The following is a 26,080-nucleotide window of genomic DNA, read 5'->3' on the forward strand; positions in this document are numbered from 1 at the left end:
AGCAGGCCGCGCAGGGCGGCGCGTTCGGTCTGCCGGCGCAGGACGACAAGAACTTCGAGCTGCCCGACGAGTTCAAGAAGTTCATGGGCTGAACGCCATGACGTTGCCGGTCTGAAGATCTTTTCCGGGTATGGGGAGGGGCACCAGCGATCGCGGGGTGCCCCTCCCCATACCCGGCCCCGTCGACCGCCCTGACCGGATCGCGTGTCCGGCCGGGCGAACGGAACGCAAACGCCCCCCACGCACCCGCCAGAGCCGACCTACCCTTGCTGCCTTCCGGCCCTGGGGGAGTTCAGTCAGATAGCGCCACATGAGGGGCTGCGGCGAACGTTACCTGATCACTCTCGCCCACAGAACCGGGGTTCTGAGCGGGGCAACAGCGGACGTCCTGAACTGCGGAAATCCTGTTGCGGCAGTGGACACCCAATTGCACAATGCCTGCGCTGAGATACACGTGATCTATCAAGGACGAAGAGTGACTGAGAACGACGAGCAGCGCCAGACCCTGACCAATGGGGAGGGCGTGCCGGTCCTGACGTATCTGCAGGGTGTTCGGGAGGGGCACCCATGGGCGGACCTGGCCGAAGTGGTCGGTCCCGACCCCGTGGAAACCATCGTCTCCCACATGTCCGGATGGGCGGTCTCGGGGTCTGTCGAACTCGGTGAGCAGTTGCTGCGCCGTGGTGCCCGGGTGATGAGGCACGCCCACGAGATGCGGAGGGACTTGGTCGCGTGTCCGCCACCGGCCGACTGGTCGTCGCGTGCCCTGGGCGACGGACTCCGGGCCGTTCCTTGCGGTCTCGATGCGGATGCGGTGTTTCCGGCTTGGCGGGCCGCCTTTCCTCCCGACCACCCCGACCATCACCGCGGCAGTGACGAAGAAGTGCTGAACGAGCTTCTGGCACCGATGCTGGCGGGCTCTGTTCTCGGGCCGGTCCTCCCGTGCAGTGCCCTGGTGGTGGACGAGGCGGACCGTGTGGTCGCCGGGGCGATCCTCACCGACCGCGACGGCCTGCCGTGGGTCGCGGACGTGTTCCGTCGGCCCGAAGCGCGCTACGCGGGCCTTGGCGCCGATCTGCTGCGTCGGGTGCTCGGCGTTGCCGCGTCCGACGGGCTGGCCGAGGTCTCACTCGCCGTGAGCGAGGCGAATCCGGCCCGCCGTGTCTATGAGAAGCTCGGATTTCAGCTGACTGACACATCGCTGACTGTCGTCGTCCCATAGGTCCTGAGACCCCGTCAGCGCCAGGACTTCTGTCCGGACGACGTCTGCGGGACAGGCGCCGCCGGGACATCGAAGCGGGACTCTCCGGGTGCGGTGTACCAGGACTTGCACGGAGTCGCCGGTGATCCCGCCACCGGCCGCGCCGGTCGTTGCTCACCGGCGACAACGACTCCGGCACGGCCCATTCGTCGTCCGTCGGATCCCCCGACTCACCATGGCCGCAACAACGTACGACCTGATCGAAGAGGCACGCTCCGGAACCAGGTGCCGGTGACGCGAGTCGGAGATTCTTGTTCCCTTCCTACGGGTACGCCGGTTCGTCCTGCTGTGCCGGTTCGCCGGCGGGTGCGGTGGCCCGGCCCGATGCCGAGCGGAGGAGGACGGCCACGATCACCGCTGCGGTGGCCATGGCCGCGCCGCCGCAGCGCAAGGCCAGATGGAGCCCTTCGATGAAGGCGGTGTTCACGGCGTCATGGACGGGTGCGGGCAGGGCCTGGGTTCTGCCCGCACCCGCGCCGGCGACCGAGTCCGCGATGCCGCGGCGGGTTCCGGGAGAAACGTCGAGCCGGTCGAGCGATCTGTCCAACGTGGCGGCCAGGCGGCTGGTGAGGACGGCTCCCAGGGCGGCGACGCCGACGACGCCGCCGATCTCGCGCAGCATGTTGAGGGTCGCGGAGGCCATACCGGCCTGGGCGAGGGGGACACGCTTCATGACCGTGACGGACACCGGTGTGAAGGTCATCCCCATGCCGATTCCCATGGCGAGCAGCACCCACAGATACTCCGGGTAGCGGGCGTGGCCACCGTAGAGCGAGAGGCCGCCGAGGGCCACGGCGCACAGGGTCAGGCCGGTGACCAGCGGAATCCGGGGACCGCAGCGCGTGGTGAGTATGCCGGACAGCGGCGCGGCGACGACGATCATCGCGGTCATGGGCAGCCCCGCCAGGCCCGCGCTCGATGGTGTCCAGCCCATCACATCCTGCATGAGCAAGGGCAGGAAGAACGACGCACCGAACATGCCGAAGCTGATCATGAATCCGCTCACCGCGGCTCCGCCGAGCACCGGGTCCCGGAAGAGGTGCAGGTCGAGCATGGGGTCGGTGGTGCGGAGTTCGACCGCGACGAAGGCCGGCAGGGCCACTGCCGCCGCCGCTGCGAGGGCCAGGACGCGGGTGTCGGTCCAGCCGCGGGCCGGTCCCTCGATGAGTGCGTAGACCAGGGCGCCGAAGCCCAGCACCGAGAGCAACTGGCCCGGAAGGTCCACTCGCCTGGCCCGGCCTGCGAACTCCGGGAGCGCTCGGACTCCAAGCAGCAGCCCGGCCGCTCCGATCGGGACGTTGATCCAGAACACGCTGGCCCACCCGAACGCGTCCACCATCGGCCCGCCCAGGACCGGGCCGATCGCCAGGCCCAGGGCGGAGACACCGGACCAGAGTCCGACAGCACGGGCCCGCTCCTTCTCGTCGGTGAAGACGTGCCGCAGAATCGACAGGCTGCCCGGTGTGAGCAGTGCCGCGCCGAGTCCTTGCAGCATGCGTGCGGCGATCAGCGGGCCGATCGACCCGGACAGCGCCGCCGCCGCGGATCCTGCCGTGAACAGCGCCAGCCCGATGAGGAAGATTCGCTTGCGGCCGTACCGGTCGCCGAGCGTACCGCCGGTGAGCAGGAGGGCGGCGTAGACCAGGCTGTAGCCCTCGACCACCCACTGCAGTCCGCTGACGCCGGCGTGCAGCTGCTGCCCGATGCGGGGCAGGGCGTTGTTGACGATGACGTTGTCGAGCATCGCCATGAACATCGTGGCGCACAAGGCGGCAAGCACGAGCCGCTTGCGCCCGGAGGTGAACTCCTCCATCACATTCCCTAACAGTGTTAGTCGACCATTCGGAGCCGCCAGAGTGCCCCTAACGGTGTTAGATTGCAAACCGGTTTTCTTTCGACGGAGGTGGCCGGTGGTACGCGAGGGCGCGGCTGAGGATGCTGCACAGCCAGGACTGACCCGTCAGACGCTCGTTGCGGCGGCCCTGCGCGTGCTGGAACGTGAAGGCATCGCCGGGCTGTCGATGCGCAAGGTCGCCGCCGAACTGGGGGTGAAGGCGGCTTCCCTGTACTGGCACGTTCGCAACAAGGAGCAGCTACTGGACCTGCTCACCGACGAGCTCATGGCTGATGCCGAGCCGCCACCCAGGCAGGGCGACTGGCGGGAGCAGCTTCGCGAGTACTCGCTGCGCTACCGACGGCACCTGCTGGCCAAACGCGACTCCGCCAAGGTCGTCGCCGGGCGGCTCGCACTCGGCCCGAACCTGCTGCGTCTCATGGAGGAGCAATTGGACCGGCTGCGCGAAGCCGGATTCTCCGATGCCGACGCCGCCCTGGCCAACTACCTTCTCGGCGCCTTCGTCCAGGGCTTCGTGCTCCAGGAGCAGTCGCCCATCTCCGCGTCCGAGACCGAGGGCGCCAGCCGCTCCGAGGTCGCTCGGGCGGCGGCCGACCGGCTGCGCGGACTGCCGGAAACGACCTTCCCGAACCTCGTCGCCCTGGCCGGCGACCTCACCGCTCCGTCCATGGAGGACCGATTCGCCTTCGGTCTCGAACGTCTCCTCGACGGGCTGGCAGCCCTGCTCGCCGAGAACCGCGCGCATTCCACGGCTGAACCCGCCCCCCTCGAAGGAAAGCCCTCGACCCATGAGTGACGGTACCTACCGCGTCATCGTCCGCGGCACGTTTGCCGACCTCGACGAGGCCCAGCGTGCCGCACTCGTCGAGAGCGCCGCCGAACACGACCTCCTCAGTGCCGCGTTGACCGACGAGGGAACCCTGATCCACGAGCTGCCGCTCCGTAACTCCACGTTCCGCTGCGTCGTCCGGCAACCCGCCGACGCCAAGGACGACCCGCTGGGCGGGCGGGAAGCCCGTGACAGCGCCGAAGGGCAAGAAACCCCTGATCAGAGGCTTCTGCTCAGCACTCGATGATGTTCACCGCGAGCCCGCCCCGCGCGGTCTCCTTGTACTTCACGCTCATGTCCGCGCCCGTCTCCTTCATGGTCTTGATGACCTTGTCCAGGGAGACCTTGTGGCTGCCGTCGCCGCGCAGCGCCATCTTCGCCGCCGTGACGGCCTTGACCGCGGCCATGCCGTTGCGCTCGATGCACGGGATCTGGACGAGACCGCCGACCGGGTCGCAGGTCAGACCGAGGTTGTGCTCCATGCCGATCTCGGCGGCGTTCTCGACCTGCTCGGGGGTGCCGCCGAGGACCTCGGCGAGGGCGCCCGCGGCCATCGAGCAGGCGGAGCCGACCTCGCCCTGGCAGCCGACCTCGGCGCCGGAGATGGAGGCGTTCTCCTTGAAGAGCATGCCGATGGCTCCGGCGGCGAGCAGGAAGCGGACGACGCCGTCCTCCTTCTCCGCCTCGGTGGCTCCACCGGCCGCGAAGTTCATGTAGTAGTGCAGCACGGCCGGGATGATGCCCGCCGCGCCGTTGGTGGGCGCGGTGACGACGCGCCCGCCCGCCGCGTTCTCCTCGTTGACCGCCATCGCGTAGAGGGTGATCCACTCCATCGCGTGGGCCTGCGGGTCGCCCTCGGCGCGCAGCTGGCGGGCGGTTTTCGCGGCGCGGCGGCGGACCTTGAGGCCGCCGGGCAGGATGCCCTCGCGGGACATGCCGCGCGAGACGCAGGCCTGCATGACGCGCCAGATGTCCAGCAGACCCGAGCGGATCTCGTCCTCGGTGCGCCAGGCCTTCTCGTTCTCCAGCATCAGGGAAGAGATCGACAGGCCGGTCTCCCCGGAGAGCCGCAGCAGTTCGTCGCCGGTGCGGAAGGGGTGCTTCAGCACGGTGTCGTCGAGGACGATCCGGTCCTCGCCCACCGCGTCCTCGTCGACGACGAAGCCGCCGCCGACGGAGTAGTAGGTCTTCTCCAGCAGTGTGGCGCCCTCGCGGTCGAAGGCGAAGACCGTCATGCCGTTGGCGTGGTACGGGAGGGCCTTGCGGCGGTGCAGGACCAGCTGCTCGTCGGCGTCGAAGTCGATCTCGTGCATGCCGAGCAGATTGATCCGGCCGGTCGTACGGATGCGTTCCACCCGGTCGTCGGCGGATTCCACGTCGACGGTGCGGGGCGACTCGCCCTCCAGGCCGAGCAGGACCGCCTTGGGAGTGCCGTGGCCGTGACCGGTCGCCCCGAGGGAGCCGTACAGCTCCGCGCGTATGGAGGCGGTGTGGGCGATGAGGCCCTCGTTCTTCAGCCGGCGCGCGAACATGCGGGCGGCGCGCATCGGGCCGACCGTATGGGAGCTGGACGGGCCGATGCCGATCGAGAACAGGTCGAAGACCGAGATGGCCACGGAAGACTCCTCAGGGTTGGTAGACGTCGTCGTCTGCCGGGTGATGCGGTACGGACCGGTCGGTCCGAAGAGCAGCGGGGACAAGGGATGGGGCACCGCGCTCACTGAACAGTGTGCGCGGTGCCCCGCCCGAAAGGTGCCGAACTGTGTCCCGAATTACGTCCCGGACCACTTCGGGACGGTCTGTGTGCCGGGCTACTTCAGGCCGGGGTACAGCGGGAACTTCTCGGCCAGCGCGACGACGCGGGCCTTCAGCGCGTCCGCGTCGTAGGACGGCTTGAGCGCGGCGGCGATGATCTCCGCGACCTCGGTGAAGTCCTCGGTCTGGAAACCGCGGGTCGCCAGGGCCGGCGTACCGATCCGCAGACCCGAGGTGACCATCGGCGGCCGCGGGTCGTTCGGGATGGCGTTCCGGTTGACCGTGATGCCCAGCTCGTGCAGCCGGTCCTCGGCCTGCTGGCCGTCCAGCTCGGAGTTGCGCAGGTCGACGAGGACCAGGTGGACGTCCGTACCGCCGGACAGCACGGAGACACCGACCTCGGTGACGTCCGGCTGGACCAGGCGCTCGGCGAGGATGCGGGCGCCGTCCAGGGTGCGCTGCTGGCGCTCCTTGAACTCCTCGGTCGCCGCGACCTTGAACGAGACCGCCTTGGCGGCGATCACGTGCTCCAGCGGACCACCCTGCTGGCCCGGGAAGACCGCCGAGTTGATCTTCTTGGCCAGCTCCTGCGTGGACAGGATGACGCCACCGCGCGGACCGCCGAGGGTCTTGTGCGTGGTGGTCGTGACGACATGGGCGTGCGGCACCGGGTTGGGGTGCAGACCCGCGGCCACCAGGCCCGCGAAGTGCGCCATGTCGACCATCAGGTACGCGCCGACCTCGTCCGCGATGCGGCGGAAGGCGGCGAAGTCCAGCTGGCGGGGGTAGGCGGACCAGCCGGCGACGATCAGCTTCGGCTTGGACTCCTTGGCCAGGCGCTCGACCTCGGCCATGTCCACGACGCCGGTCTCGTCGACGTGGTACGGGACCACGTTGTAGAGCTTGCCGGAGAAGTTGATCTTCATGCCGTGGGTCAGGTGACCGCCGTGGGCCAGGTTCAGGCCCATGATCGTGTCGCCCGGCTTCAGCAGCGCGAACATCGCGGCGGCGTTGGCCTGCGCACCGGAGTGCGGCTGGACGTTCGCGGCCTCGGCGCCGAACAGCGCCTTGATGCGGTCGATGGCGATCTGCTCGACGACGTCGACGTGCTCGCAACCGCCGTAGTAGCGGCGGCCGGGGTAGCCCTCGGCGTACTTGTTGGTGAGGACGGAGCCCTGGGCCTCCATGACCGCGACCGGAGCGAAGTTCTCCGAGGCGATCATTTCGAGGGTGGACTGCTGGCGGTGGAGCTCGGCGTCGACAGCGGCGGCGACGTCCGGGTCCAGCTCGTGGAGGGATGAGTTGAGAAGCGACATCAGGTGGTCCCTTGGGGTCTCAGTTGCCGGAGAACTCGGAGTACTCGTCGGCGGAGAGCAGGTCCTTCGGCTCCTCCGCCACACGTACCTTGAACAGCCAGCCGCCCTCGAACGGAGCGGAGTTCACCAGCGACGGATCGTCCACGACGTCCTGGTTCGCGGCGGTGACCTCACCGGTCACCGGCGAGTACAGGTCGCTCACCGACTTGGTCGACTCCAGCTCGCCGCAGGTCTCGCCCGCGGTCACCGTGTCACCGACCTCGGGGAGCTGGGCGTAGACGACATCGCCGAGGGCGTTGGCCGCGTACTCGGTGATACCGATCGTGGCCACACCGTCCTCGACGGCCGACAGCCACTCGTGCTCCTTGCTGTAACGCAGCTGCTGGGGGTTGCTCATGACCTGAATTCTCCTGTACGCGGGGGAGTGCTGATGAACGGTGGTCTTACGGTGTGAGACGCGACTGCGTCACTTCTTCGGGAGCGCCGACGTCACTTCTGGCGCTTGTAGAACGGCAGCGCCACGACCTCGTACGGCTCGTGGCTGCCCCGGATGTCCACTCCGATGCCTGCGGTACCGGGCGTGGCGTGCGCGGCGTCCACGTACGCGATGGCGATCGGCTTGCCCAGGGTCGGCGAGGGGGCGCCCGAGGTGACCTCGCCGACGACCTCGCTGCCGGTCCCGCCCACGGCGACGACGGAGAAACCGGCGCGGGGCACGCGGCGGCCCTCGGCGATCAGTCCGACCAGCTTGCGGGGCGGGGCGGTCTCGGCACGCTCGGCGGCGGCCTCAAGCGCCTTGCGGCCGACGAAGTCGCCCTCCTTCTCGAACTTCACGACGCGGCCGAGACCGGCGTCGAACGGGGTCAGCTCGGTGGTCAGCTCGTGCCCGTAGAGCGGCATGCCGGCCTCCAGGCGCAGCGTGTCGCGGCAGGAGAGCCCGCACGGGATCAGGCCGCGGGAGGCGCCCGCCTCGGTGAGGGCCTTCCACAGCTGCTCGGCGTGGACGGGGGCGACGAACAGCTCGAAGCCGTCCTCGCCGGTGTAGCCGGTGCGGGCGATCAGCGCGGGGACACCGGCGACCGTGCCGGGCAGGCCGGCGTAGTACTTCAGCCCGTCCAGGTCGGCGTCGGTGACGGCGGCCAGGATGGCGGGGGACTCGGGGCCCTGGACGGCGAGCAGTGCGTACGCGTCGCGGTCGTCGCGTACGCCGGCGTCGAAGCCGCCGGCCCGCGCGGTCAGCGCGTCCAGCACGATCTGGGCGTTGCCGGCGTTGGCGACGACCATGTACTCGTCGTCACCCAGCCGGTAGACGATCAGGTCGTCCAGGATGCCGCCGTCCTCGGCGCAGATCATCGTGTAGCGGGCGCGGCCCACGGCGACGGTGCCGATGTTGCCGACCAGCGCGTAGTTGAGGAAGGCCGCGGCCTCGGGGCCGGTGACGGTGATCTCGCCCATGTGCGACAGGTCGAAGAGGCCGGCCCTGGTGCGGACCGCGTTGTGCTCGTCGCGCTCGCTGCCGTACCGCAGGGGCATGTCCCAGCCCGCGAAGTCGGTCATGGTCGCGCCCAGCGAACGGTGCAGGGCATCGAGGGCGGTGAGACGGGGGGCGGTGCTCATGGATATGGCTCCCAGGGCATGACGACGAGGACAGTCCCTCCCCATCTGTCATCGGAACCTGAGAGGTTCGCCGAGAGCCCCCTGAGGGGTTCGGCTTGCACCTTGGGTGGGGCCGCGGAGCGGCCCGCTTTTCAGATCTGCCTCATCCACGCGGTACGGGGCCTGAGAGATTCAAGGGAGGAACTTGCTCCTTCGGCGCCCGGCACAGGTAGTCACCGGAACTCTCCCGCGCGGATTCAAGCGGCCTTTATGCAGTTGGCCGGGTCATCATCGCACGCATCGCGCCGGAGTGGGGCCCCGGTCCCTCACGGGAATCTGCGGCGTGGACGGTTGTGCCGCATTACCTTTTCTTTACACTTCAGGGGCATGTGTGGGGTGACCAGACAGGGGGAGGGGCGATGACGTTGCAGCGGTACGCGACGACCGCGGGGGTCGCGCACGGCGCGATGCCCGCACAACCGGGGGCGCCGGCCGCCGATGCGCTCGGCCCGCCCGCGCCCGTGGTGCGGGACCTCCGGGACCGGGCCGGGCGCAGCCCGCGCAGCCTGCACTTCGGGGCGGGTGACCTGGTGGTGGTCTCCGGGCTGCCCGGCAGCGGCAAATCGACGCTCATCCGGCGGGCGGTGACGACGGCCCGCGCCATCGACTCCCAGGACACCCGGGACCACTGGGCGCGGATCGTGCCCCGGTTACTCCCGTACGCCCTCTACCGCCCCCTCGTCCGCGCCGCCCACTACGGGGGGCTGTGGCGGGTGCTGCGCTCCGGCGAGTCCGTCGTCGTCCACGACTGCGGAACCCAGGCGTGGGTACGCGGCTGGCTGGCCCGTGCGGCGCGGCGCCGGGGCCGGGTGCTCCACCTCGTCCTGCTCGACGTCACGCCGCAGACGGCGAGGGAGGGCCAGCGGGAGCGCGGGCGCGGCGTCTCCGGGTACGCGTTCGCCCGGCACCGCAGGGCGGTGGGAAGGCTGCTCCGGGACACCGAGACCGGCCTGCTGCCGCCGGGGTGCGCCTCGGCGGTGCTGCTGGACCGCGAGGCGGCGGGTCTGCTGACCCGGATCGGGTTCGCGGACCCGCGGGGCCCGGGAGCCGGACGTTAACCTTCTGCCGGAAGGCTCGGGCAAGAAGGGGAAGCAGTGGACATTCCGGCACAGGGCCAGTCCCATCCGCAGGGCGGATGGCCCGCCAATGAGCTCGAAGAGGTGCTGATGGCCTCGGTGGGCAGCCCGGAGGCGGGCGGACGGCTCGTCGAGGTGCTCGGGCGCAGCCACGTCTGGGTGCCCCTGCCCAACGGCGGCGGACCCGATTCCCCCGACCTGGACCTGCCGACGCTGGAGATCGAGGGCGCCGCGTACGTTCCCGTGTTCAGCTCCGAGCAGCAGTTCCTCAGCTGTGTCGGCGCCGCCATGTCCTTCACCGTCGCGCCCGCCCGCGAGTTCGCCCGCGGACTGCCCCCGCAGCTCGGTATGGCGGTGAACCCGGGCGGCGCCGTCGGGACGCCGCTGCCGCCGCCCGCCGTGGCCGAGCTCTGCCGCGGCGGACGCACCCCGCTGGACGGACCGGCCGGCGGAGGCAGGGTCCGGCTGTACGAGCCGGACTGGAAGGAGGAGCCCGTCGACTTCCTCGCCGCGGCGGCCGGCGAATTCGAGGAGAGCGCTGTCGTGCTCACCGCCCGCCGGACCCTGGCCAGCATCGAGGGCGGCGAGCCCGTCCTCTTCATCGGTGTCGAGCTCTCCACCTGGGAGGGCGCCGGGCGCAACGCCCCGATGGACGCCCTCGGCCGTGCGCTCGGCCGCGTCGAGGTGCCGTGGTCGGTCAACCTGGTCCTGCTCGATGTGGCGCAGGACCCGGTCGCCGACTGGATGCGGGAGAGGATCCGGCCGTTCTACTGCCGCGCGGACGGGTAGCGCCCGGCACGGTGCCCGCGGACCGCTCCGGAGTGGATCACCGCGTCGGCCCGAGGCGTCAAGTCGGTGTCAGGACCGGCGCATAAGCTGGTTTGATGGCATGGTGCCACGGCACCATGCCGCACCCGTGTGCCCCGGGAGCGGCGGGCCGACACAGTGGATCGAAGAGGGGCGGGACCAGGTGAGTGCGTCAGGCACCGCGGCGGCCGGGCAGGTCGAGCACATGCTGCGCCAAGTGACGCCCGGGCGCTACGACGCGTACGAGGCGCTGCTGCAGGCCCTCGCGAACGGCCGGATCTGGATGCTCCTCTGGCACGGCCAGGCGGGCTCGCCCGACGCCCAGTACGGGAACATGGAGGTCGACGGCCTCGGCTACGCCCCCTGTGTGACGTCCGCCCAGGAGCTCTCGGCCAGCGGCTGGAACCGGGCCCACGAGCTGGTCACCGGCCGCGACATCGCCCGCGCCCTCTTCCCGGACCGCTGGGGCATCTGGCTCAACCCGCACGCCCCGGGCGGCGGCGTGGGCATCCCCTGGCTGGACCTGCGCCGGATCGCCACCGGTCTCGACCGGATGCCCGCGGGCCCGCTCCGGCTCACCGAGCCCGCCATCGAGATCCCGCAGTTCTACGCCCTGCTCACGCAGAACGCCCATCACACCCCCGCGATCCGTTCGCTGCGCCGCGCCTGGGTGCAGCCCGCGCTGGGCGTCCCGTATCTCGCCATCGGCCTCGATCTCTACGACACGAGCCAGACCTCCGTCGACGCGGTGCGGGCGATGATGCAGCAGTCGATCGGCGCGGTCCCGGACGGGCTGCCCGTCTCCACGGTCGCGATGTCCGACGAGTACGACCCCGTCGCGATGTGGCTGCGCGCCAACACCCGCCCGTTCTACGACCGTGAGGCCCACGCCCCGGCGGCGCCGGTGGCCGGCTACGGCTACCCGCCGCAGGGCGCGTACTGAGCCTGCCGGCAGCGCAGTTGTACGTACCGGAGCCTCCCGGCAGGCATGCGTCCGCCCCTCGCGCCCGGAATGCAGGTGTACGTGCCGGGTGTGCAGGGAATGCATGCGTACGGTCCTGATTCCCGGAACGCAACGTACTCGTCCGGCACCAACTCCCCGAATTCCGGACCGCTTTCCCGACACCTACCGCGCGGCCGCGCTCCCGCGCGCTTCCCGGACCCCTGCGCGGTTCCGCTCCCCATGTCCGGGATCTCCGTGCTGGGGATGTCTGATGGTGAATGCGGGGTGAATCTGTCCGCATGCCCTCTTCCACCTCAACTGACCAGTGTTCGGCGGGCGTTCACATCCGTCCGGATAACGGAACACCCCTGACCGCATCACGGTTAGGCATCCATTCGCCTGACGGTATGGCTACCTCGCGCAACAGCAATGAAGACTCCCGCAGCAAGGGCGTCCTGCCGCCTCCGTGTACGACTGACTGATCCGCGCCGCCACAGCGGCCAGTTCGGCCCGGCCACCGCCGGTTGAGAGGGGTCCTTGCCACGATGACGGCACCATTGCACGAGCCGACCACGGAAGCGGACCCGATCGCGACCGGCGGTCCCGCAGCCGACTCCGGGGCGAAGAAGGTCGAGGGGCGCTCCCTCAAGCAGATCGCCTGGAACCGCCTCAAGCAGGACAAGGTCGCTCTGACGGGTGGCATCGTTGTCCTCGTCCTGATCGTGGTGGCGGTCTTCGCGCCCCTCATCGTGGGCCTGCTGGGGCACCCGCCGAACGACTTCCACCAGGACAAGCTCGACCCGCTGACCAATCTCCCCACCGGCTCCCTCGGCGGCGTGAGCGGCGACTTCCTCTTCGGCGTCGAGCCCAACAAGGGGCGCGACATCTTCAGCCGGATCGTCTACGGCGCCCGGATCTCGCTGCTCGTGGCGTTCCTGGCGGCCCTGGTCGCGGTGGCGCTCGGCACGCTCTTCGGGATCATCGCCGGCTACTTCGGCGGCTGGGTGGACGCGGTGATCAGCCGGGTCATGGACGTGCTGCTGTCCTTCCCGCAGCTCCTCTTCATCATCTCCCTCGTCTCGGTCCTCCCCGACGACCTGCTCGGCCTCACCGGCAGCGGGGTGCGCATCGCCGTACTCGTCGCCGTCATCGGCTTCTTCGGCTGGCCGTACGTGGGACGCATCGTCCGGGGCCAGACGCTCTCGCTGCGTGAGCGCGAGTACGTGGAGGCGGCGCGCAGTCTCGGCGGCGGGCGGGGGCACATCCTCTTCCGCGAGCTGCTGCCGAACCTGGTGGCGCCGATCACCGTCTACGCGACGCTCATGATCCCCACCAACATCCTCACCGAAGCGGCCCTCAGCTTCCTCGGCGCGGGTGTGCGGCCGCCCACGGCCTCCTGGGGCGGCATGCTGCGCGACGCCCTGGAGACGTACGAGCACGACCCGATGTTCATGGTCTTTCCCGGCGTGACGATCTTCATCACCGTACTGGCCTTCAACCTCTTCGGGGACGGGCTGCGCGACGCCCTGGACCCCAAGGGGACCCGATAGCCCACGACTTGCCCCTGCCGCACTGTCAGGTGGCTCTTCCCATGGTTCTCCGGCAAGCAACGGCCTGGGACCGCGATCTCGGAGGTTACGAGAAAATGTCCACAGTTACCTCGAAACGACGGCTCACCGCTGGTGCGGCCCTCGTGGTCGCGGCGCTGATGACCACCACGGCGTGCGGCGGCGGCGACGGCGACAGTGGCGACGGCAAGTCGAAGGCCGCCGGGTTCAACGCGGCGTTCAACAAGGTCGCCAACCCGTCCACCAAAAAGGGTGGAACGCTGAAGATGGTCGGCAAGCAGGACCTCGACTCCGCCGACCCCCAGCGTGCCTACTACGGCATGGCCTGGGACTTCATGCGCTTCTACACCCGCCAGCTGGTCACGTACGACACCAAGCCCGGTGCCGCCTCCACCAAGCTGGTCGGCGACCTCGCCACCGGTCCCGGTGTGATCTCGGACGGCGGCAAGACGTACACGTACAAGCTGCGCCCCGGCATCACCTGGGAGGACGGCTCCAAGCTGACCTCCAAGGACGTCAAGTACGGCATCGAGCGCATCTGGGCGACGGACACCATCACCGGTGGGCCGCAGTACCTGAAGCAGACGCTGGACCCCAAGGGCGAGTACAAGGGCCCCTACAAGGACTCGTCGCCGGACAAGCTCGGTCTGAAGGCGATCGAGACGCCGGACGACAGCACCGTCATCTTCAAGCTGCCCAAGCCCAACGGTGACTTCGAGCAGTTCCTCGCCATGCCGTCCGGCACGCCCGTGAAGGCGTCGGAGGACAGCAAGGCGAAGTACACCCAGCGGCCGTTCTCCTCGGGCCCGTACAAGTTCGAGTCGTACAAGCCGGGCAAGAACATCGTCCTCGTCCGCAACGACAAGTGGCAGAAGTCCTCGGACCCGGTGCGCGCCGCGCTCCCGGACAAGATCACCGTGACGATCTCCGCCAACCTGGAGGAGAACGACAAGAAGCTGATGGAGGGCGACTACGACGTCGACCTCAACGGCACCGGCATGACCCAGTCCGGCCGCGTCACCGCCATCCAGGACCACAAGGCCAGCGTCGACAACATGCTGACGTCCTTCGTCCGCTACGTCGCGCTCGTCCACACGGCCAAGCCGCTGGACGACGTCCACTGCCGCAAGGCCGTCTTCTACGCCACGGACTTCGCCAGCCTCCAGCAGACCCGCGGTGGTGAGATCGCCGGTGGCGAGATCGCCAACAGCACGCTGCCGACCTCCATCAAGGGGCACAGCGACTACGACCCGTACGGCGTTCTCGCCCGCAAGGGCAAGCCGGACACGGCCAAGGCCAAGGACGAGCTGAAGCAGTGCGGTCACGCCGACGGCTTCTCGACCAAGCTCACCGCCCGCAACAACAACCCGGGTGAGGTCGACACCGCCGAGGCGCTCCAGGAGCAGCTCGGCAAGGTCGGCATCAAGGTCGAGGTCGACCCGATCGACGGCGCCGAGGCCTCCAGCATCACCGGTTCGCCGGCCGTCGTGAAGAAGCGCGGCTACGGCATGACGATGAGCGGCTGGGGCCCGGACTTCCCGTCCGGCCAGGGCTTCGGCCAGCCGCTGTGGGACAGCCGGTTCCTGTCGGACACCGGCAACTACAACGAGTCGCAGCTCAAGGACCCGCAGATCGACAAGCTCTTCGACAACGCGATCGCGGAGACCGACCCGGTCAAGGCCGGCGAGATCTACAAGGCTCTCGACAAGCGGATCCTCGACCAGGCCGACTGGATGCCCTTCATCTACGAGAAGAACATCACCTGGCGCGGCGACCGGCTGACGAACGTCTACATGTCCGACGCCTACAGCGGCCGTTACGACTACGTCTCCCTCGGCGTCGTCAAGTAGTCGCTGTTCTAGTCAACAGCATTTGCAGTCAACCCGGTTGACTGCCCCACCGCCGCCGAAACCCGCCAGTCCGAAGGGCAGGTGATGGCCGGGGCGGTGGCCGGGAGCCCCCACAAGGGGTTCCCGGCCACCGCCGGGCCGCGCACAGTGCTTGCTTATCTCATCCGGCGCCTGTTCGCCGTAGTCATCATGGTGCTCGTCGTACTGCTCGCGACCTTCACCATCTTCTTCATGCTGCCCAAGTGGGCGGGTCAGGACGTCGCCGTCCTCTTCGCCGGCAAGGCCACGGGTGCCGAGCAGCTCGCGGGCATCCGGATCAAACTGGGTCTCGACGACCCCCTCCTCGTCCAGTTCTGGGACTTCGTCAAGGGCATCCCGATGGGGCGCGACTACGCGAACGGTGACGACGTCACCCACTGCGCCGCGCCCTGCTTCGGCTACTCCTTCCGCACCGAGGTACCGGTCTGGACCACCCTCAAGGACGCCCTGCCCGTCACCGGCGCGCTCGCCGCCGGAGCCTGCGTCCTGTGGCTCATCGGCGGCGTCGCCACCGGTGTGGTGTCCGCGCTCCGGCGCGGCAGCATCTGGGACCGGGCCGCGATGACCACCGCCCTCGGCGGCGTCTCGCTGCCGATCTTCTTCACCGGCATGGTCGCGATGGGCCTCTTCGTGCACAACCTCGGCTGGGTGCACATCGCCGACAACCTCTCCACGGACGACGGCATCGGCACCTGGTTCCAGACGCTGATCCTGCCGTGGATCGTGCTCGCCTTCCTGAACGCCGCGATGTATGCCCGGCTCACCAGAGCCACCATGCTCGAAGTGCTCGGCGAGGACTACATCCGCACCGCCCGCGCCAAGGGGCTGGGGGAGGGAACCGTCATCACCCGGCACGCCCTGCGGTCCGCGATGACACCGATCCTCACCGTCTTCGGCCTGGACATCGGTGTGCTCCTCGGCGGCGCCGTCCTCACCGAATCCACGTTCAACCTGCCGGGGCTCGGGCTCGCGGCGGTCCAGGCCATCAGCAACAAGGACCTGCCGGTGATCCTCGGCGTCACCCTGTTCGCGGCTCTCGCGATCGCCGTCGCCAACCTCGTCGTCGACATTCTGTACGCCGTCATCGACCCGCGAGTGAGGCTGGGATGACCGAACTGCACAAGAGCGGTGCCGCGCTGGGCGAGCCCGCCCCGGTGGGCTCGCCCGCTCCCACCGCCTTCCTCGAAGTGCGCGACCTCAAGGTGCACTTCCCGACCGACGACGGGCTGGTCAAGTCCGTCGACGGGCTCAACTTCCAGCTGGAGAAGGGCAAGACCCTCGGCATCGTCGGCGAGTCCGGCTCCGGCAAGTCGGTCACGTCGCTGGGCATCATGGGCCTGCACACCGCGGGCCAGTACGGCAAGCGCAAGGCGCAGGTCTCCGGCGAGATCTGGCTGGACGGCAAGGAGCTGCTGTCCGCGGACCCCGACGAGGTGCGCAAGCTGCGCGGCCGCGACATGGCCATGATCTTCCAGGACCCGCTGTCCGCGCTGCACCCGTACTACACGATCGGCAAGCAGATCGTGGAGGCGTACCGCGTCCATCACACCGTGGACAAGAAGACCGCCCGCAAGCGGGCGGTCGAGATGCTCGACCGGGTCGGCATCCCGCAGCCCGACAAGCGCGTCGACAGCTACCCGCACGAGTTCTCCGGCGGCATGCGCCAGCGCGCGATGATCGCCATGTCGCTGGTCAACAACCCCGAGCTGCTGATCGCCGACGAGCCGACGACCGCGCTGGACGTGACCGTCCAGGCGCAGATCCTCGACCTGATCCGGGACCTGCAGAAGGAGTTCGGCTCCGCGGTCGTCATCATCACCCACGACCTGGGCGTCGTGGCGGAGCTCGCCGACGACATCCTCGTGATGTACGGCGGGCGCTGCGTCGAGCGCGGACCGGCCGAGAAGGTGTTCTACGAGCCCCGGCACCCCTACACCTGGGGCCTGCTGGGCTCGATGCCGCGTCTCGACCGCGACCAGACCGACCGGCTCATCCCGGTCAAGGGCTCCCCGCCGTCGCTCATCAACATCCCGTCGGGCTGCGCCTTCAACCCGCGCTGCCCGTACGCGGACGTGCCCAAGGACGACGTGACCCGCACCGTACGGCCCGAGCTGCAGGAGGTCGGCAGCCGGCACTGGGCGGCCTGCCACATGTCGCAGGAGCAGCGGGAGCGTATCTGGACCGAAGAGATTGCGCCCAAGCTGTGAGCGAGGACAAGGCCGTGACGAGCGAGGACAAGGGCGTGGACGTTCCGGCGCAGAGGTCTGCCGGGGGCGGCGCGGCGGTCGCGGAGGCCGCCTCCCGCGAGGTGCTGCTCAAGGTGACCGGGCTGCAGAAGCACTTCCCTCTCAAGAAGGGCATGCTGCAGCGCAGCGCCGGCGCGGTGAAGGCCGTCGACGGGATCGACTTCGAGGTGCGCGCGGGCGAGACCCTGGGCGTCGTCGGGGAGTCCGGCTGCGGAAAGTCGACGATGGGCCGGCTGATCACCCGGCTCCTCGAACCCACCGCGGGGAAGGTCGAGTTCGAGGGGAAGGACATCACGCACCTCGGCGTCGGCGCCATGCGCCCGATGCGCCGCGACATGCAGATGATCTTCCAGGACCCGTACTCCTCGCTGAACCCCCGGCACACGATCGGCACGATCGTGGGCGCACCCTTCAAGCTGCAGGGCGTCACGCCCGAGGGCGGCGTCAAGCAGGAGGTGCAGCGGCTGCTGGAGGTGGTGGGCCTCAACCCCGAGCACTACAACCGCTATCCGCACGAGTTCTCCGGCGGCCAGCGCCAGCGCATCGGGATCGCCCGCGCGCTCGCGCTCAACCCCAAGCTGGTCGTGGCGGACGAGCCGGTCTCGGCGCTGGACGTCTCCATCCAGGCGCAGGTGGTGAACCTGCTCGACGACCTCCAGGCCGAGCTGGGTCTGACGTACGTGATCATCGCCCATGACCTCTCGGTCGTCCGGCACGTCTCGGACCGGATCGCGGTGATGTACCTCGGCAAGATCGTGGAGCTGGCCGACCGCGAGTCGCTGTACAGGGCGCCGATGCACCCGTACACCAAGGCGCTGCTCTCGGCGGTGCCGATCCCGGACCCGAAGCGCCGTTCGGCCAAGAGCGAGCGCATCCTGCTGACGGGCGACGTACCGTCGCCGATCTCGCCGCCCAGCGGCTGCCGCTTCCACACCCGGTGCTGGAAGGCGACGGAGGTCTGCAAGACGCAGGAGCCGCCGATGGCCGCGCTGAAGACCGGGCACCAGGTGGCCTGCCACCATCCGGAGAACGCGCCGGACCAGGCACCCGGCGAGACGGTGACGGCGGAGGCCCGCCAGGCGATCGAGATCGTCACGGTGCGCAAGTCCGGGGCCGACGAGAACGCGGCCGACGAGAACGCGGCCGACGAGAGCGCTGCTGACGAGAGCGCTGCCGACGACGGCCCCGCACCGTCCGATGCGCCGGAGGGCAGCCCGAAGGAGTAGAACCGGCACAATTGCCCGGTGCTCAACGAACTGTTCACGCCCTCCGTCCAGCATGCGCTCGACATCGCCGGAATCTTCGTCTTCGCGATCTCCGGCGCTCTGCTCGCCGTACGCAAGAACTTCGATGTCTTCGGCATCGCGGTACTCGCCGAGGTGACCGCGCTGGGCGGAGGGCTGTTCCGTGACATCGTCATCGGGGCGGTCCCGCCGGCGGCGTTCACGGACCTCGGCTACTTCACGACCCCGCTCCTCGCCGCCGGTCTGGTGTTCTTCCTGCATCCGCACGTCGAGCGGATCCAGGTGGGCGTCAACGTCTTCGACGCGGCCGGCCTCGGGCTGTTCTGCGTCACGGGCACGGTCAAGGCGTACGGCTACGGCCTCGGCCTCACCGCGTCGGCGGCCCTGGGGCTGGCCACCGCGGTCGGCGGCGGTGTGCTGCGCGACGTACTGGCCAACGAGGTGCCCTCGCTGCTGCGCTGGGACCGCGACCTGTACGCCGTGCCCGCGATCGTCGGCGCCGCGATGATCGTGCTCTGCATCCGCTTCGACGCGCTCAACGCGTTCACCAGCGGCATCGCGGTGATCATGGCCTTCGCGCTGCGGCTGCTCGCGATGCGCTACCACTGGCGGGCCCCGCGCGCCTACAACCGGCGGTCGGCGACGGCCGAGGAGTGACCCGCGGCCACCCGATACGGCTTCGCGGCCCTGCGGACGCCGTGCTCCGACATCTTCCGGCCACAAAAAGCTACCGCTCAGTAATACAGTCGGTGTACGGTGCATCGCATGGCACAGGCAGCAGCGCGGGCGGCGCGGACCGCACAGGCAACCATCGGGGACAGCGAGTTCGACCGCGACACCGCCGTCACCCTTCGCGAAGAAGGCGTCTACGACGCCGAGCTCTCCGCCGGATGGACGATCATCCGCGCGGTCAACGGCGGCTATCTGCTGGCCATGCTCGGCCGCGCGCTCGGCGAGGCCCTGCCGCACCCGGACCCGTTCTCGGTCTCCGCGCACTACCTCACCGCGTCCGTCCCGGGGCCCGCGGTGATCCGCACCCAGACCGTCCGCACCGGCCGCACCCTCTCCACCGGCCAGGCCTCCCTCTTCCAGTACGCGGAGGACGGCACCGAGATCGAACGCATCCGGGTCCTCGCCACCTACGGCGATCTGGACGCGCTGTCCGACGACGTCCGCACCTCGGCGAAGCCGCCGGCCATCCCGCCGCTGGAGCACTGCCTCGGCCCGAGCGACGGCCCGGCCCCGATCCCCGGCAGCTCCGCCATCACCGAGCGGATCGCCATCAAGCTCGACCCGGCGACGGTCGGCTGGGCCGTCGGCGCCCCCTCCGGCAAGGGCGAGATGCGAGGCTGGTTCGGTCTCGCGGACGGCCGGGACGCCGATCCGCTCTCGCTGCTGCTCACCGTCGACGCGCTGCCGCCCACCTCGTTCGAGCTGGGCATCAAGGGCTGGACGCCCACCATCGAACTCACCACGCACATCCGCTGCCGTCCCGCCCCCGGCCCCCTGCGCGTCTCCATCACCACCCGCAACCTCGCGGGCGGCTACCTGGAGGAGGACGCGGACGTCTGGGACAGCGCGGACCGGCTGGTGGCCCAGTCCCGTCAGCTGGCGCGGGCACCGCGCGCATAGCCGGACAGCCGGACAGCCGGACAGCCGTACGGGGGCGGAGCGGGGGTACGCGGGACCGTGAGGCCGCGGGGGAAGCTGGTGGCGTGAAATCCGACCGGCTGCTCTCGATCCTCCTGCTGCTCCAGACCCGCGGCCTCGTGCCCGCCACCGAGCTCGCCGAGCGCCTCGAAGTCTCCGTACGCACGATCTACCGCGACATCGAGGCGCTCTCCGCCTCCGGCGTCCCCGTCTACACCGAGCGGGGGCGGCGCGGGGGCGTCGCCCTGCTGCCGGGCTTCCGTACGGACGTCACCGGGCTCACCGCGGACGAGGCGCGCGCCCTCTTCGTCCTCGCCGCGCAGGGCGCCCATGCCCCGCTCGGTCTCGACGCGGCGCTCGGTTCCGCGCTGCGCAAGGTCATGGCGGCCCTGCCCGCACCGCACCGGCCCGCCGCCGAGTTGACCAGCAGACGGATCCTGGTCGACCCGGTGCGCTGGATGAGTGGCCCGCAGCCGGTCGTCGACATCGCCGAACTGCACGAGGCCGTGTTCGCCGACCGGCGGCTGCGGCTCGGCTACCGGCACAGCGGCACCCGGACCCCGCGCACCTACACCGTCGACCCGTACGGCCTCGTCGTGAAGGCGGGCGTCTGGTACCTGGTCGCGGATCACGACGGGGAGCCCCGGCTCTTCAGGGCGGACCGGGTGCGTCGGGCCGTCCTCACCGAGGAGGCGGTCGTGCGCCGGCCCGGGGTGGAGCTGGCGGACCTGTGGGACGAGTTGCGCAAGCGGGTCGAGGAGCGGCCCGGGGGCGTACGGCTGCGCGTACGGGTGCACCGTTCCCGGCTCGACCTGTTCGTACGCCTCCACGCCGGGGTGCTGACCGGGGAACCCCGGCCCGAGGGACGAGCGGAGCGAGGTGCGCGCGGGCAGCGGACGCGGGGCGGGGAGCAGGGCGACTGGGTGCGGGCCGAATTGGCCGTGGACTCGGTGGAGTGGGCCCGCTCCCTGCTCTCCTTCGGCCCGAACCTCGAAGTGCTCTCTCCGCCGGAGGCGCGGACCGTTCTCGCCCGTCACGCGGCGGCGGTGGTCGCGCTGTACGGGGAGCCGGGGCCGGACGCGGAAGACGGGCGGGACTCCGCGGCCGCCTCGGGGACGGCCCCGGGGGGATCGGGACCGGCGGGTCTTGGGGGCCTGCCCGGCGGATCGGGTCCGGGTGGGCCCGAGGGGCTGACCGGCGGATCAGGGCCGGGCGGGCTCTGAGGCGCCCGCGCTGTCCGCGCCGCCCGTGCCGCCCGCGCCGCCCGCGCCGCCCGCGCCGCCCGCGCTGTCCGCGCTGTCCGCGCCGCCCGCGCCGCCCGCGCCGCCCGCGCTGTCCGCGCTGTCCGCGCTGTCCGCGCTGTCCGCGCTGTCCGCGCTGTCCGCGCCGCCCGCGCTGCCCGCGCCGTCCAGCCAGTGCAGTCTGCCGAGGGTGACCAGTCTCAGCCGGCGGCGGGCCACCCCGGCCACCTGCTGCTCGCCTTCCGGCCCCGCGTCGAGCAGCGCCGAGGCGGTGATCACCATGTGGTCGACATAGAGGCCGCCCAGCATCAGCAGATCCTCCTCGCTCCAGCCCCGGGACTGCGGCTCCTCGGCGAGGGCCGCCGCCACCTCCTCGGCGAATCGCCGCAGCTGGGCTGCTATGGCCTCGCGGACCGGGCCCACGCCGCCGTGCTGTTCGCGGGCGATGAAGCGGAAGTGGGCGGGCTGCTCACGGACATGACGTGAAATCAGTTCCACGCAGCGGTCCAGCCGTTCCTCGCTGTCGCCGGTCTCGGCGAGCATCGCTCCGATCATTCCGTGCAGGCTGCCCAGCGCCTCCTCGACGAGCGCCACGCCGAGCGCGGCGGTGTCGTCGAAGTGCCGGTAGAAGGCGGTGGGTGTGACGCCCGCCGCCCGGGTCACCTCGCGCAGCCCCAGGCTGCTGAGGCTCTGGCCCTCCAGCAGTCCGAGCGCGGCATCCAGTAGGGCCTGACGGGTTCTCAGCTTCTGGGCCTGGCGGATGCCTGCGGTGTGACTCATGCCATTCAGTAAACAACTGTTCTCCAGGGCGGGGAAGGAGCGTCCGGAGCTAGACTGACAAGTCAGTGAACAGTCGTACTCTCAAATGTTCTCCGGAGCCTTGGAGAGCCAGCGGAAAGGCTGAACATGATCGTCCTCGTCGCCGCACTGCTTCTGCTCGGGGTCGTGCTCGGAGCGGTGGTTCAGATTCCGCTCCCGCTCAGCTTCGCGCTTGCCGCAGTGATCGGCTGCTGGCTGCTGATCTTCGCCGTGCGGGAGCGGGCGGGCGCGCAGCGCCGGTGCCGCTGACCTCCGTTCCGATCGCTGTTCCCGTCATCGATTCGAAGGGGCCCGCACCATGGCACTCACCGTGTCCGTCCGCTGCCGCGCCGCGAAGGCCGCTCCCGACGCCGAAGCCGGTATCAGCACCGACGCCGACATCAGCACCGACATCAACACCGGTACCGGCACCAGCACCGGCATCAACAGCGACGCCGACGGCCTGGCCGTGGCCTCCTTCGTGCTCGGGCTCATCGGCCTGCTGGTGATGAACATCCTGCTCGGCCCCACCGCCATCGTCATGGCGGTCATCGCCCTCGCCCGTTCCACTTCCCGCCGCGGCCGTGCCTTCCTCGGGCTCGCCCTCGGCGTCGCCGACCTTGTGGTGCTGGCCTTCCTGGTCACCGGCAGCGGCACGGTCTCCTGGAACTTCGCCGGCTGACCGGGACCGGTACGTACGGCCGGGCCGGCGGCCCGCACCGGCGTCTCCACCAGCACCGTCTCCGACCGGATCGGGCTCCGGACCGGGGCGGGCGGCCGAGTGCACGCGCGGTGCGCGGGGACCGGGCCGCGGTGCGCCCGGCATACGCCCCGCCCCGGGCTCGTAGAATCGAGCCCACCATGGCTTACCTCGACCACGCCGCGACCACGCCGATGCTTCCGGAAGCGATCGAGGCGATGACCGCCCAGCTCGCCGTCACCGGTAACGCGTCCTCACTGCACGCCGCCGGGCGCCGGGCCCGCCGTACCGTCGAGGAGTCGAGAGAGACCCTCGCCGACGCCCTCGGCGCGCGCCCCAGCGAGGTGGTCTTCACCGCCGGGGGCACCGAGGCGGACAACCTCGCGGTGAAGGGCCTGTACTGGGCCCGCCGCGCCGCCGACCCCCGTCGCACCCGAGTGCTGGCCAGCCCGGTCGAGCACCACGCGGTGCTGGACGCCGTCGACTGGCTCGCCGAACACGAGGGCGCGAACGTCGAATACCTCCCCGTCGATCGGCACGGACGCGTCCACCCGGACGCACTGCGCGACGCGGTTCTCCGCAACCCCGACGACGTCGCGCTGGTCACCGTGATGTGGGCCAACAATGAGATCGGCACGATCATGCCGGTACGCGAACTGGCGGCCGTTGCGCAGGAGTTCGGCGTACCGATGCATGCCGACGCGGTGCAGGCGTTCGGGCAGCTGGAAGTCGGCTTCGCGCGGTCCGGGCTGGCCGCGATGACGGTCAGCGGGCACAAGATCGGCGGACCGTTCGGCATCGGAGCGCTGCTGCTCGGCCGCGAACACACCCCCGTGCCCGTGCTCCACGGCGGCGGCCAGGAGCGGCACGTCCGTTCGGGCACCCTCGACGTGCCCGCCATCGCCGCCTTCGCCGTCGCGGGACGGCTGGCCGCCGACGGGCGCGAGGAGTTCGCCCGCGAGATCGGGAGCCTCCGCGACGACCTCGTCGCGGAGGTGCTGGCGGCCGTGCCGGACGCCGTCCTCGGCGGGGATCCGGCCCCGGGCGGCCGACTCCCCGCCAACGCACACTTCACCTTCCCCGGCTGCGAGGGCGACTCCCTGCTCCTGCTGCTGGACGCCCAGGGCATCGAATGCTCCACCGGCTCCGCGTGCACCGCGGGCATCGCCCAGCCGAGCCATGTCCTGCTCGCCACCGGCACCGACCCGGACCTGGCCCGCGGCACCCTGCGCTTCTCACTCGGCCACACGTCCACCAAGCAGGACATCGGCGAGGTGGCACGCGCGATCGGACCGGCGGTGGAGCGGGCACGGACGGCGGGCCTCAGCTGAAATCGAGCCCGTCCGGCGATCGGGCGGGCCTCGTGGTCACCGCGCGCCCGCCGCCCTGACCAGCTTCAGATACCGGTCCCAGTCCCAGTGCTTCCCCGGATCGGTGTGGTCGGTGCCCGGCACCTCCACATGCCCGATGATGTGCTCGCGGTCCACCGGCATCCCGTACCGCCCGCATATCGCCGCCGTCAGCCGCGCCGACGCCCCGTACATCGCCGCTGTGAAGTCCTGCGGACGGTCCACGAACCCCTCGTGCTCGATGCCGACACTGCGTTCGTTGTACGACCTGTTCCCCGCGTGGAACGCCACATCCAGCTCACGGATCATCTGCGCCACATGGCCGTCCTTGCGCACCACGTAGTGCGCCGCCGCCCCGTGTCCCGGGTCCTGGAAGGCCTTCACCACGCTTCCGTAGCCGCCCTGGGTGACATGGACGACGACCCGGTCGATCGGGTAGTCGGCGGGGCGGTCGGCCCGGCGCCAGTTCGCCGACGACGCCGATATCCACTCGGCCCGCGCGTAGTCCACCTCGCCCGGCGTCCGGGGCTTGTCCACCCCGGGCAGTCGCCACCAGGCACGCTCCAGCTGTTCCCGTGCCAGCGCGGCCGTGCCTGCGGCCGTGACGGCAGCGCCGATCAGCAGCCCGCGCCGGCTGATGCCGCGCCCGGACTTCGCCCCCGCGGAGCCCTTGGCGCCCGCCGTCCCCTTGGTCCCCATGTGGTCCACAACGCTTATCCGCGAGCGTTCGGTTCCCGGCGCCCCGTACTCTGGTGGGGCTATGACTCAGACTTCCCAGCGCCCCCTCCGTGTGCTCGCCGCGATGTCCGGCGGTGTCGATTCCGCCGTCGCCGCGGCCCGCGCCGCCGAGGCGGGCCACGACGTGACCGGTGTGCACCTCGCCCTCTCCGCGAACCCGCAGTCCTTCCGTACCGGAGCACGCGGCTGTTGCACGATCGAGGACTCCCGCGACGCGCGCCGCGCCGCGGATGTCATCGGCATCCCGTTCTACGTCTGGGACCTGGCGGAACGCTTCCGCGAGGACGTCGTGGACGACTTCGTCGCCGAGTACGAGGCGGGACGCACCCCCAACCCGTGCCTGCGCTGCAACGAGAAGATCAAGTTCGCCGCGCTGCTCGACAAGGCCCTGGCGCTCGGCTTCGACGCCGTGTGCACCGGCCACTACGCCACCGTCGTCCTGCGCGAGGACGGCAGCCGCGAGCTGCACCGCGCCTCCGACATGGCCAAGGACCAGTCGTACGTCCTCGGCGTCCTGGACGAGAAGCAGCTCGCCCACGCGATGTTCCCGCTCGGCGACACCCTCACCACCAAGGACGAGATCCGCGCCGAGGCCGAGCGCCGGGGCCTCGCCGTCGCCAAGAAGCCCGACAGCCACGACATCTGCTTCATCGCCGACGGCGACACCCAGGGCTTCCTGGCGAGCCGGCTCGGCACGGCCGAGGGCGACATCGTCGACGAGTCGGGCACGAAGGTCGGCACCCATGAGGGCGCCTTCGGATTCACCATCGGCCAGCGCAAGGGGCTGCGCATCGGCCACCCCGCCCCCGACGGCAAGCCGCGCTACGTCCTGGACATCTCCCCGGTGAACAACACGGTGACGGTCGGCCCGGTCGAGTCCCTCGACGTCACCGCACTCACCGCCATCAGGCCCCGCTGGTGCGGCACCGCCCCGGCCGGCCCCGGCACGTACACCGCCCAGCTCCGCGCCCACGGCGGCGAGACCGAGGTGACGGCGGAACTGGTCGACGGGACGCTGAACGTCACCTTCACCGAGCCGGTACGCGGCGTGGCCCCCGGCCAGGCGGTCGTGCTGTACGACGGCACCCGGGTAGTCGGCTCGGCGACGATCGCGACGACGGCGCGTAGGGAGACCGCGGCGGCCGGCTGACGGGCCGGG

At 70.4% G+C, this 26,080-nt stretch carries 24 protein-coding genes, 1 other RNA gene, 1 pseudogene and 1 riboswitch; of the genes and pseudogenes, 18 read left to right on the forward strand and 8 right to left on the reverse strand.

What is annotated here, in order from left to right:
* Nucleotides 1–224 precede the first annotated feature (224 nt).
* An RNA gene (gene ffs, locus ACIOMQ_RS30000) (signal recognition particle sRNA small type) lies at nt 225–323 on the reverse strand.
* Between the two features lie 92 nt (nt 324–415).
* Here ffs and ACIOMQ_RS30005 point away from each other — a divergent pair.
* Nucleotides 416–1,222: a GNAT family N-acetyltransferase gene (locus ACIOMQ_RS30005; RefSeq protein WP_362211797.1), complete on the forward strand. Its 807-nt coding sequence runs from the start codon at nt 416–418 to the stop codon at nt 1,220–1,222.
* A gap of 301 nt (nt 1,223–1,523) precedes the next feature.
* Here ACIOMQ_RS30005 and ACIOMQ_RS30010 read toward each other — a convergent pair whose 3' ends face one another.
* On the reverse strand, nt 1,524–3,074 hold the full coding sequence (locus tag ACIOMQ_RS30010) for an MFS transporter (protein WP_401260882.1): 1,551 nt from the start codon (nt 3,072–3,074) through the stop codon (nt 1,524–1,526).
* Here ACIOMQ_RS30010 and ACIOMQ_RS30015 point away from each other — a divergent pair.
* Both ACIOMQ_RS30015 and ACIOMQ_RS30020 read left to right on the forward strand, forming a co-directional pair.
* On the forward strand, nt 3,010–3,912 hold the full coding sequence (locus ACIOMQ_RS30015) for a TetR/AcrR family transcriptional regulator C-terminal domain-containing protein (protein ID WP_402191142.1): 903 nt from the start codon (nt 3,010–3,012) through the stop codon (nt 3,910–3,912). The two genes, ACIOMQ_RS30010 and ACIOMQ_RS30015, sit on opposite strands and share 65 nt — an antisense overlap.
* Complete coding sequence (locus ACIOMQ_RS30020) at nt 3,905–4,192, forward strand: DUF6204 family protein (RefSeq protein ID WP_401260876.1); 288 nt, start codon at nt 3,905–3,907, stop codon at nt 4,190–4,192. Before ACIOMQ_RS30015 ends, ACIOMQ_RS30020 begins: the two co-directional genes overlap by 8 nt.
* On the opposite strand, the gene ACIOMQ_RS30025 is transcribed toward ACIOMQ_RS30020, so the two are convergent.
* From ACIOMQ_RS30025 to gcvT, 4 genes are all read right to left on the reverse strand, one after another.
* Nucleotides 4,179–5,561, reverse strand: a complete 1,383-nt coding sequence (locus tag ACIOMQ_RS30025) for an L-serine ammonia-lyase (RefSeq protein ID WP_362211785.1) — start codon at nt 5,559–5,561, stop codon at nt 4,179–4,181. The two genes, ACIOMQ_RS30020 and ACIOMQ_RS30025, sit on opposite strands and share 14 nt — an antisense overlap.
* 195 nt (nt 5,562–5,756) lie before the next feature.
* Nucleotides 5,757–7,016: a serine hydroxymethyltransferase gene (gene glyA / locus ACIOMQ_RS30030; RefSeq protein ID WP_093549220.1), complete on the reverse strand. Its 1,260-nt coding sequence runs from the start codon at nt 7,014–7,016 to the stop codon at nt 5,757–5,759.
* 19 nt (nt 7,017–7,035) lie between these two features.
* Complete coding sequence (gene gcvH / locus ACIOMQ_RS30035) at nt 7,036–7,413, reverse strand: glycine cleavage system protein GcvH (RefSeq protein ID WP_401942031.1); 378 nt, start codon at nt 7,411–7,413, stop codon at nt 7,036–7,038.
* Nucleotides 7,414–7,505: 92 nt separating this feature from the next.
* The gene (gene gcvT / locus ACIOMQ_RS30040; protein WP_401260871.1) at nt 7,506–8,633 is read right to left on the reverse strand and encodes a glycine cleavage system aminomethyltransferase GcvT; all 1,128 of its coding nucleotides are present in this window, start codon (nt 8,631–8,633) and stop codon (nt 7,506–7,508) included.
* A gap of 141 nt (nt 8,634–8,774) precedes the next feature.
* A riboswitch (glycine riboswitch) is annotated at nt 8,775–8,872 on the reverse strand.
* A gap of 159 nt (nt 8,873–9,031) precedes the next feature.
* Here gcvT and ACIOMQ_RS30045 point away from each other — a divergent pair.
* The 11 genes from ACIOMQ_RS30045 to ACIOMQ_RS30095 all read left to right on the forward strand — a co-directional run bounded on the left by ACIOMQ_RS30045 (nt 9,032) and on the right by ACIOMQ_RS30095 (nt 21,318).
* Nucleotides 9,032–9,730 (forward strand): AAA family ATPase, encoded by a 699-nt coding sequence (locus ACIOMQ_RS30045; protein ID WP_362211777.1) that lies wholly within the window; start codon nt 9,032–9,034, stop codon nt 9,728–9,730.
* 36 nt (nt 9,731–9,766) lie between these two features.
* On the forward strand, nt 9,767–10,537 hold the full coding sequence (locus ACIOMQ_RS30050; protein WP_362211774.1) for an enhanced serine sensitivity protein SseB: 771 nt from the start codon (nt 9,767–9,769) through the stop codon (nt 10,535–10,537).
* Nucleotides 10,538–10,718: 181 nt separating this feature from the next.
* Nucleotides 10,719–11,498 (forward strand): enhanced serine sensitivity protein SseB C-terminal domain-containing protein, encoded by a 780-nt coding sequence (locus ACIOMQ_RS30055; protein WP_362211771.1) that lies wholly within the window; start codon nt 10,719–10,721, stop codon nt 11,496–11,498.
* A 545-nt stretch (nt 11,499–12,043) separates the two neighbouring features.
* Nucleotides 12,044–13,048: an ABC transporter permease gene (locus tag ACIOMQ_RS30060; RefSeq protein ID WP_362211768.1), complete on the forward strand. Its 1,005-nt coding sequence runs from the start codon at nt 12,044–12,046 to the stop codon at nt 13,046–13,048.
* 95 nt (nt 13,049–13,143) lie between these two features.
* Nucleotides 13,144–14,916 carry an ABC transporter substrate-binding protein gene (locus ACIOMQ_RS30065; protein ID WP_401942036.1) on the forward strand — a complete coding sequence of 591 codons (1,773 nt, stop codon included), beginning with the start codon at nt 13,144–13,146 and terminating at the stop codon, nt 14,914–14,916.
* A gap of 147 nt (nt 14,917–15,063) precedes the next feature.
* Entirely contained in the window at nt 15,064–16,065 is a 1,002-nt protein-coding gene (locus tag ACIOMQ_RS30070) for an ABC transporter permease (RefSeq protein ID WP_362211806.1), read from the forward strand.
* Complete coding sequence (locus ACIOMQ_RS30075; RefSeq protein ID WP_401942039.1) at nt 16,062–17,162, forward strand: ABC transporter ATP-binding protein; 1,101 nt, start codon at nt 16,062–16,064, stop codon at nt 17,160–17,162. Before ACIOMQ_RS30070 ends, ACIOMQ_RS30075 begins: the two co-directional genes overlap by 4 nt.
* A gap of 35 nt (nt 17,163–17,197) precedes the next feature.
* Complete coding sequence (locus tag ACIOMQ_RS30080; protein ID WP_402191242.1) at nt 17,198–18,427, forward strand: ABC transporter ATP-binding protein; 1,230 nt, start codon at nt 17,198–17,200, stop codon at nt 18,425–18,427.
* Between the two features lie 18 nt (nt 18,428–18,445).
* Entirely contained in the window at nt 18,446–19,102 is a 657-nt protein-coding gene (locus ACIOMQ_RS30085) for a trimeric intracellular cation channel family protein (protein ID WP_362211758.1), read from the forward strand.
* A gap of 108 nt (nt 19,103–19,210) precedes the next feature.
* A complete protein-coding gene (locus tag ACIOMQ_RS30090) occupies nt 19,211–20,077 on the forward strand; it encodes a thioesterase family protein (protein WP_362211755.1) in 867 nt (288 codons plus the stop codon).
* Nucleotides 20,078–20,160: 83 nt separating this feature from the next.
* Nucleotides 20,161–21,318 (forward strand): helix-turn-helix transcriptional regulator, encoded by a 1,158-nt coding sequence (locus ACIOMQ_RS30095; protein WP_402191144.1) that lies wholly within the window; start codon nt 20,161–20,163, stop codon nt 21,316–21,318.
* Between the two features lie 183 nt (nt 21,319–21,501).
* On the opposite strand, the pseudogene ACIOMQ_RS30100 reads toward ACIOMQ_RS30095, so the two are convergent.
* Nucleotides 21,502–22,116, reverse strand: a pseudogene (locus tag ACIOMQ_RS30100) (TetR family transcriptional regulator); the annotation flags it as partial.
* A gap of 126 nt (nt 22,117–22,242) precedes the next feature.
* Between ACIOMQ_RS30100 and ACIOMQ_RS30105 the strand changes: the two are divergent.
* From ACIOMQ_RS30105 to ACIOMQ_RS30115, 3 genes are all read left to right on the forward strand, one after another.
* Complete coding sequence (locus ACIOMQ_RS30105; protein WP_362211746.1) at nt 22,243–22,404, forward strand: hypothetical protein; 162 nt, start codon at nt 22,243–22,245, stop codon at nt 22,402–22,404.
* Between the two features lie 49 nt (nt 22,405–22,453).
* Nucleotides 22,454–22,816 carry a DUF4190 domain-containing protein gene (locus ACIOMQ_RS30110; RefSeq protein WP_401942050.1) on the forward strand — a complete coding sequence of 121 codons (363 nt, stop codon included), beginning with the start codon at nt 22,454–22,456 and terminating at the stop codon, nt 22,814–22,816.
* A 179-nt stretch (nt 22,817–22,995) separates the two neighbouring features.
* Nucleotides 22,996–24,165 (forward strand): cysteine desulfurase family protein, encoded by a 1,170-nt coding sequence (locus tag ACIOMQ_RS30115; protein ID WP_402191147.1) that lies wholly within the window; start codon nt 22,996–22,998, stop codon nt 24,163–24,165.
* A 36-nt stretch (nt 24,166–24,201) separates the two neighbouring features.
* Here the strand turns inward: ACIOMQ_RS30115 and ACIOMQ_RS30120 are convergent, their stop codons facing one another.
* The gene (locus ACIOMQ_RS30120; RefSeq protein ID WP_362211800.1) at nt 24,202–24,882 is read right to left on the reverse strand and encodes an N-acetylmuramoyl-L-alanine amidase; all 681 of its coding nucleotides are present in this window, start codon (nt 24,880–24,882) and stop codon (nt 24,202–24,204) included.
* 61 nt (nt 24,883–24,943) lie between these two features.
* Between ACIOMQ_RS30120 and mnmA the strand changes: the two genes are divergently transcribed.
* On the forward strand, nt 24,944–26,071 hold the full coding sequence (gene mnmA / locus ACIOMQ_RS30125; protein ID WP_401942055.1) for a tRNA 2-thiouridine(34) synthase MnmA: 1,128 nt from the start codon (nt 24,944–24,946) through the stop codon (nt 26,069–26,071).
* The last annotated feature ends 9 nt before the right edge of the window (nt 26,072–26,080 follow it).

The organism is Streptomyces sp. NPDC087845, assembly GCF_044742755.1.
Taxonomy (GTDB): domain Bacteria; phylum Actinomycetota; class Actinomycetes; order Streptomycetales; family Streptomycetaceae; genus Streptomyces.

Excerpts from the sequence above, each read along its gene's own strand:
- ACIOMQ_RS30090 (WP_362211755.1), top strand. The coding sequence starts at position 19,211 with ATGGCACAGGCAGCAGCGCGGGCGGCGCGGACCGCACAGGCAACCATC.
- ACIOMQ_RS30020 (WP_401260876.1), top strand. The coding sequence starts at position 3,905 with ATGAGTGACGGTACCTACCGCGTCATCGTCCGCGGCACGTTTGCCGAC.
- ACIOMQ_RS30110 (WP_401942050.1), top strand. The coding sequence starts at position 22,454 with ATGGCACTCACCGTGTCCGTCCGCTGCCGCGCCGCGAAGGCCGCTCCC.
- ACIOMQ_RS30045 (WP_362211777.1), top strand. The coding sequence starts at position 9,032 with ATGACGTTGCAGCGGTACGCGACGACCGCGGGGGTCGCGCACGGCGCG.
- ACIOMQ_RS30060 (WP_362211768.1), top strand. The coding sequence starts at position 12,044 with ATGACGGCACCATTGCACGAGCCGACCACGGAAGCGGACCCGATCGCG.
- ACIOMQ_RS30015 (WP_402191142.1), top strand. The coding sequence starts at position 3,010 with ATGAACATCGTGGCGCACAAGGCGGCAAGCACGAGCCGCTTGCGCCCG.
- ACIOMQ_RS30075 (WP_401942039.1), top strand. The coding sequence starts at position 16,062 with ATGACCGAACTGCACAAGAGCGGTGCCGCGCTGGGCGAGCCCGCCCCG.
- glyA (WP_093549220.1), bottom strand. The coding sequence starts at position 7,016 with ATGTCGCTTCTCAACTCATCCCTCCACGAGCTGGACCCGGACGTCGCC.
- ACIOMQ_RS30010 (WP_401260882.1), bottom strand. The coding sequence starts at position 3,074 with ATGGAGGAGTTCACCTCCGGGCGCAAGCGGCTCGTGCTTGCCGCCTTG.
- mnmA (WP_401942055.1), top strand. The coding sequence starts at position 24,944 with ATGACTCAGACTTCCCAGCGCCCCCTCCGTGTGCTCGCCGCGATGTCC.
- ACIOMQ_RS30105 (WP_362211746.1), top strand. The coding sequence starts at position 22,243 with ATGATCGTCCTCGTCGCCGCACTGCTTCTGCTCGGGGTCGTGCTCGGA.
- ACIOMQ_RS30115 (WP_402191147.1), top strand. The coding sequence starts at position 22,996 with ATGGCTTACCTCGACCACGCCGCGACCACGCCGATGCTTCCGGAAGCG.
- ACIOMQ_RS30120 (WP_362211800.1), bottom strand. The coding sequence starts at position 24,882 with ATGGGGACCAAGGGGACGGCGGGCGCCAAGGGCTCCGCGGGGGCGAAG.
- ACIOMQ_RS30065 (WP_401942036.1), top strand. The coding sequence starts at position 13,144 with ATGTCCACAGTTACCTCGAAACGACGGCTCACCGCTGGTGCGGCCCTC.
- gcvH (WP_401942031.1), bottom strand. The coding sequence starts at position 7,413 with ATGAGCAACCCCCAGCAGCTGCGTTACAGCAAGGAGCACGAGTGGCTG.
- gcvT (WP_401260871.1), bottom strand. The coding sequence starts at position 8,633 with ATGAGCACCGCCCCCCGTCTCACCGCCCTCGATGCCCTGCACCGTTCG.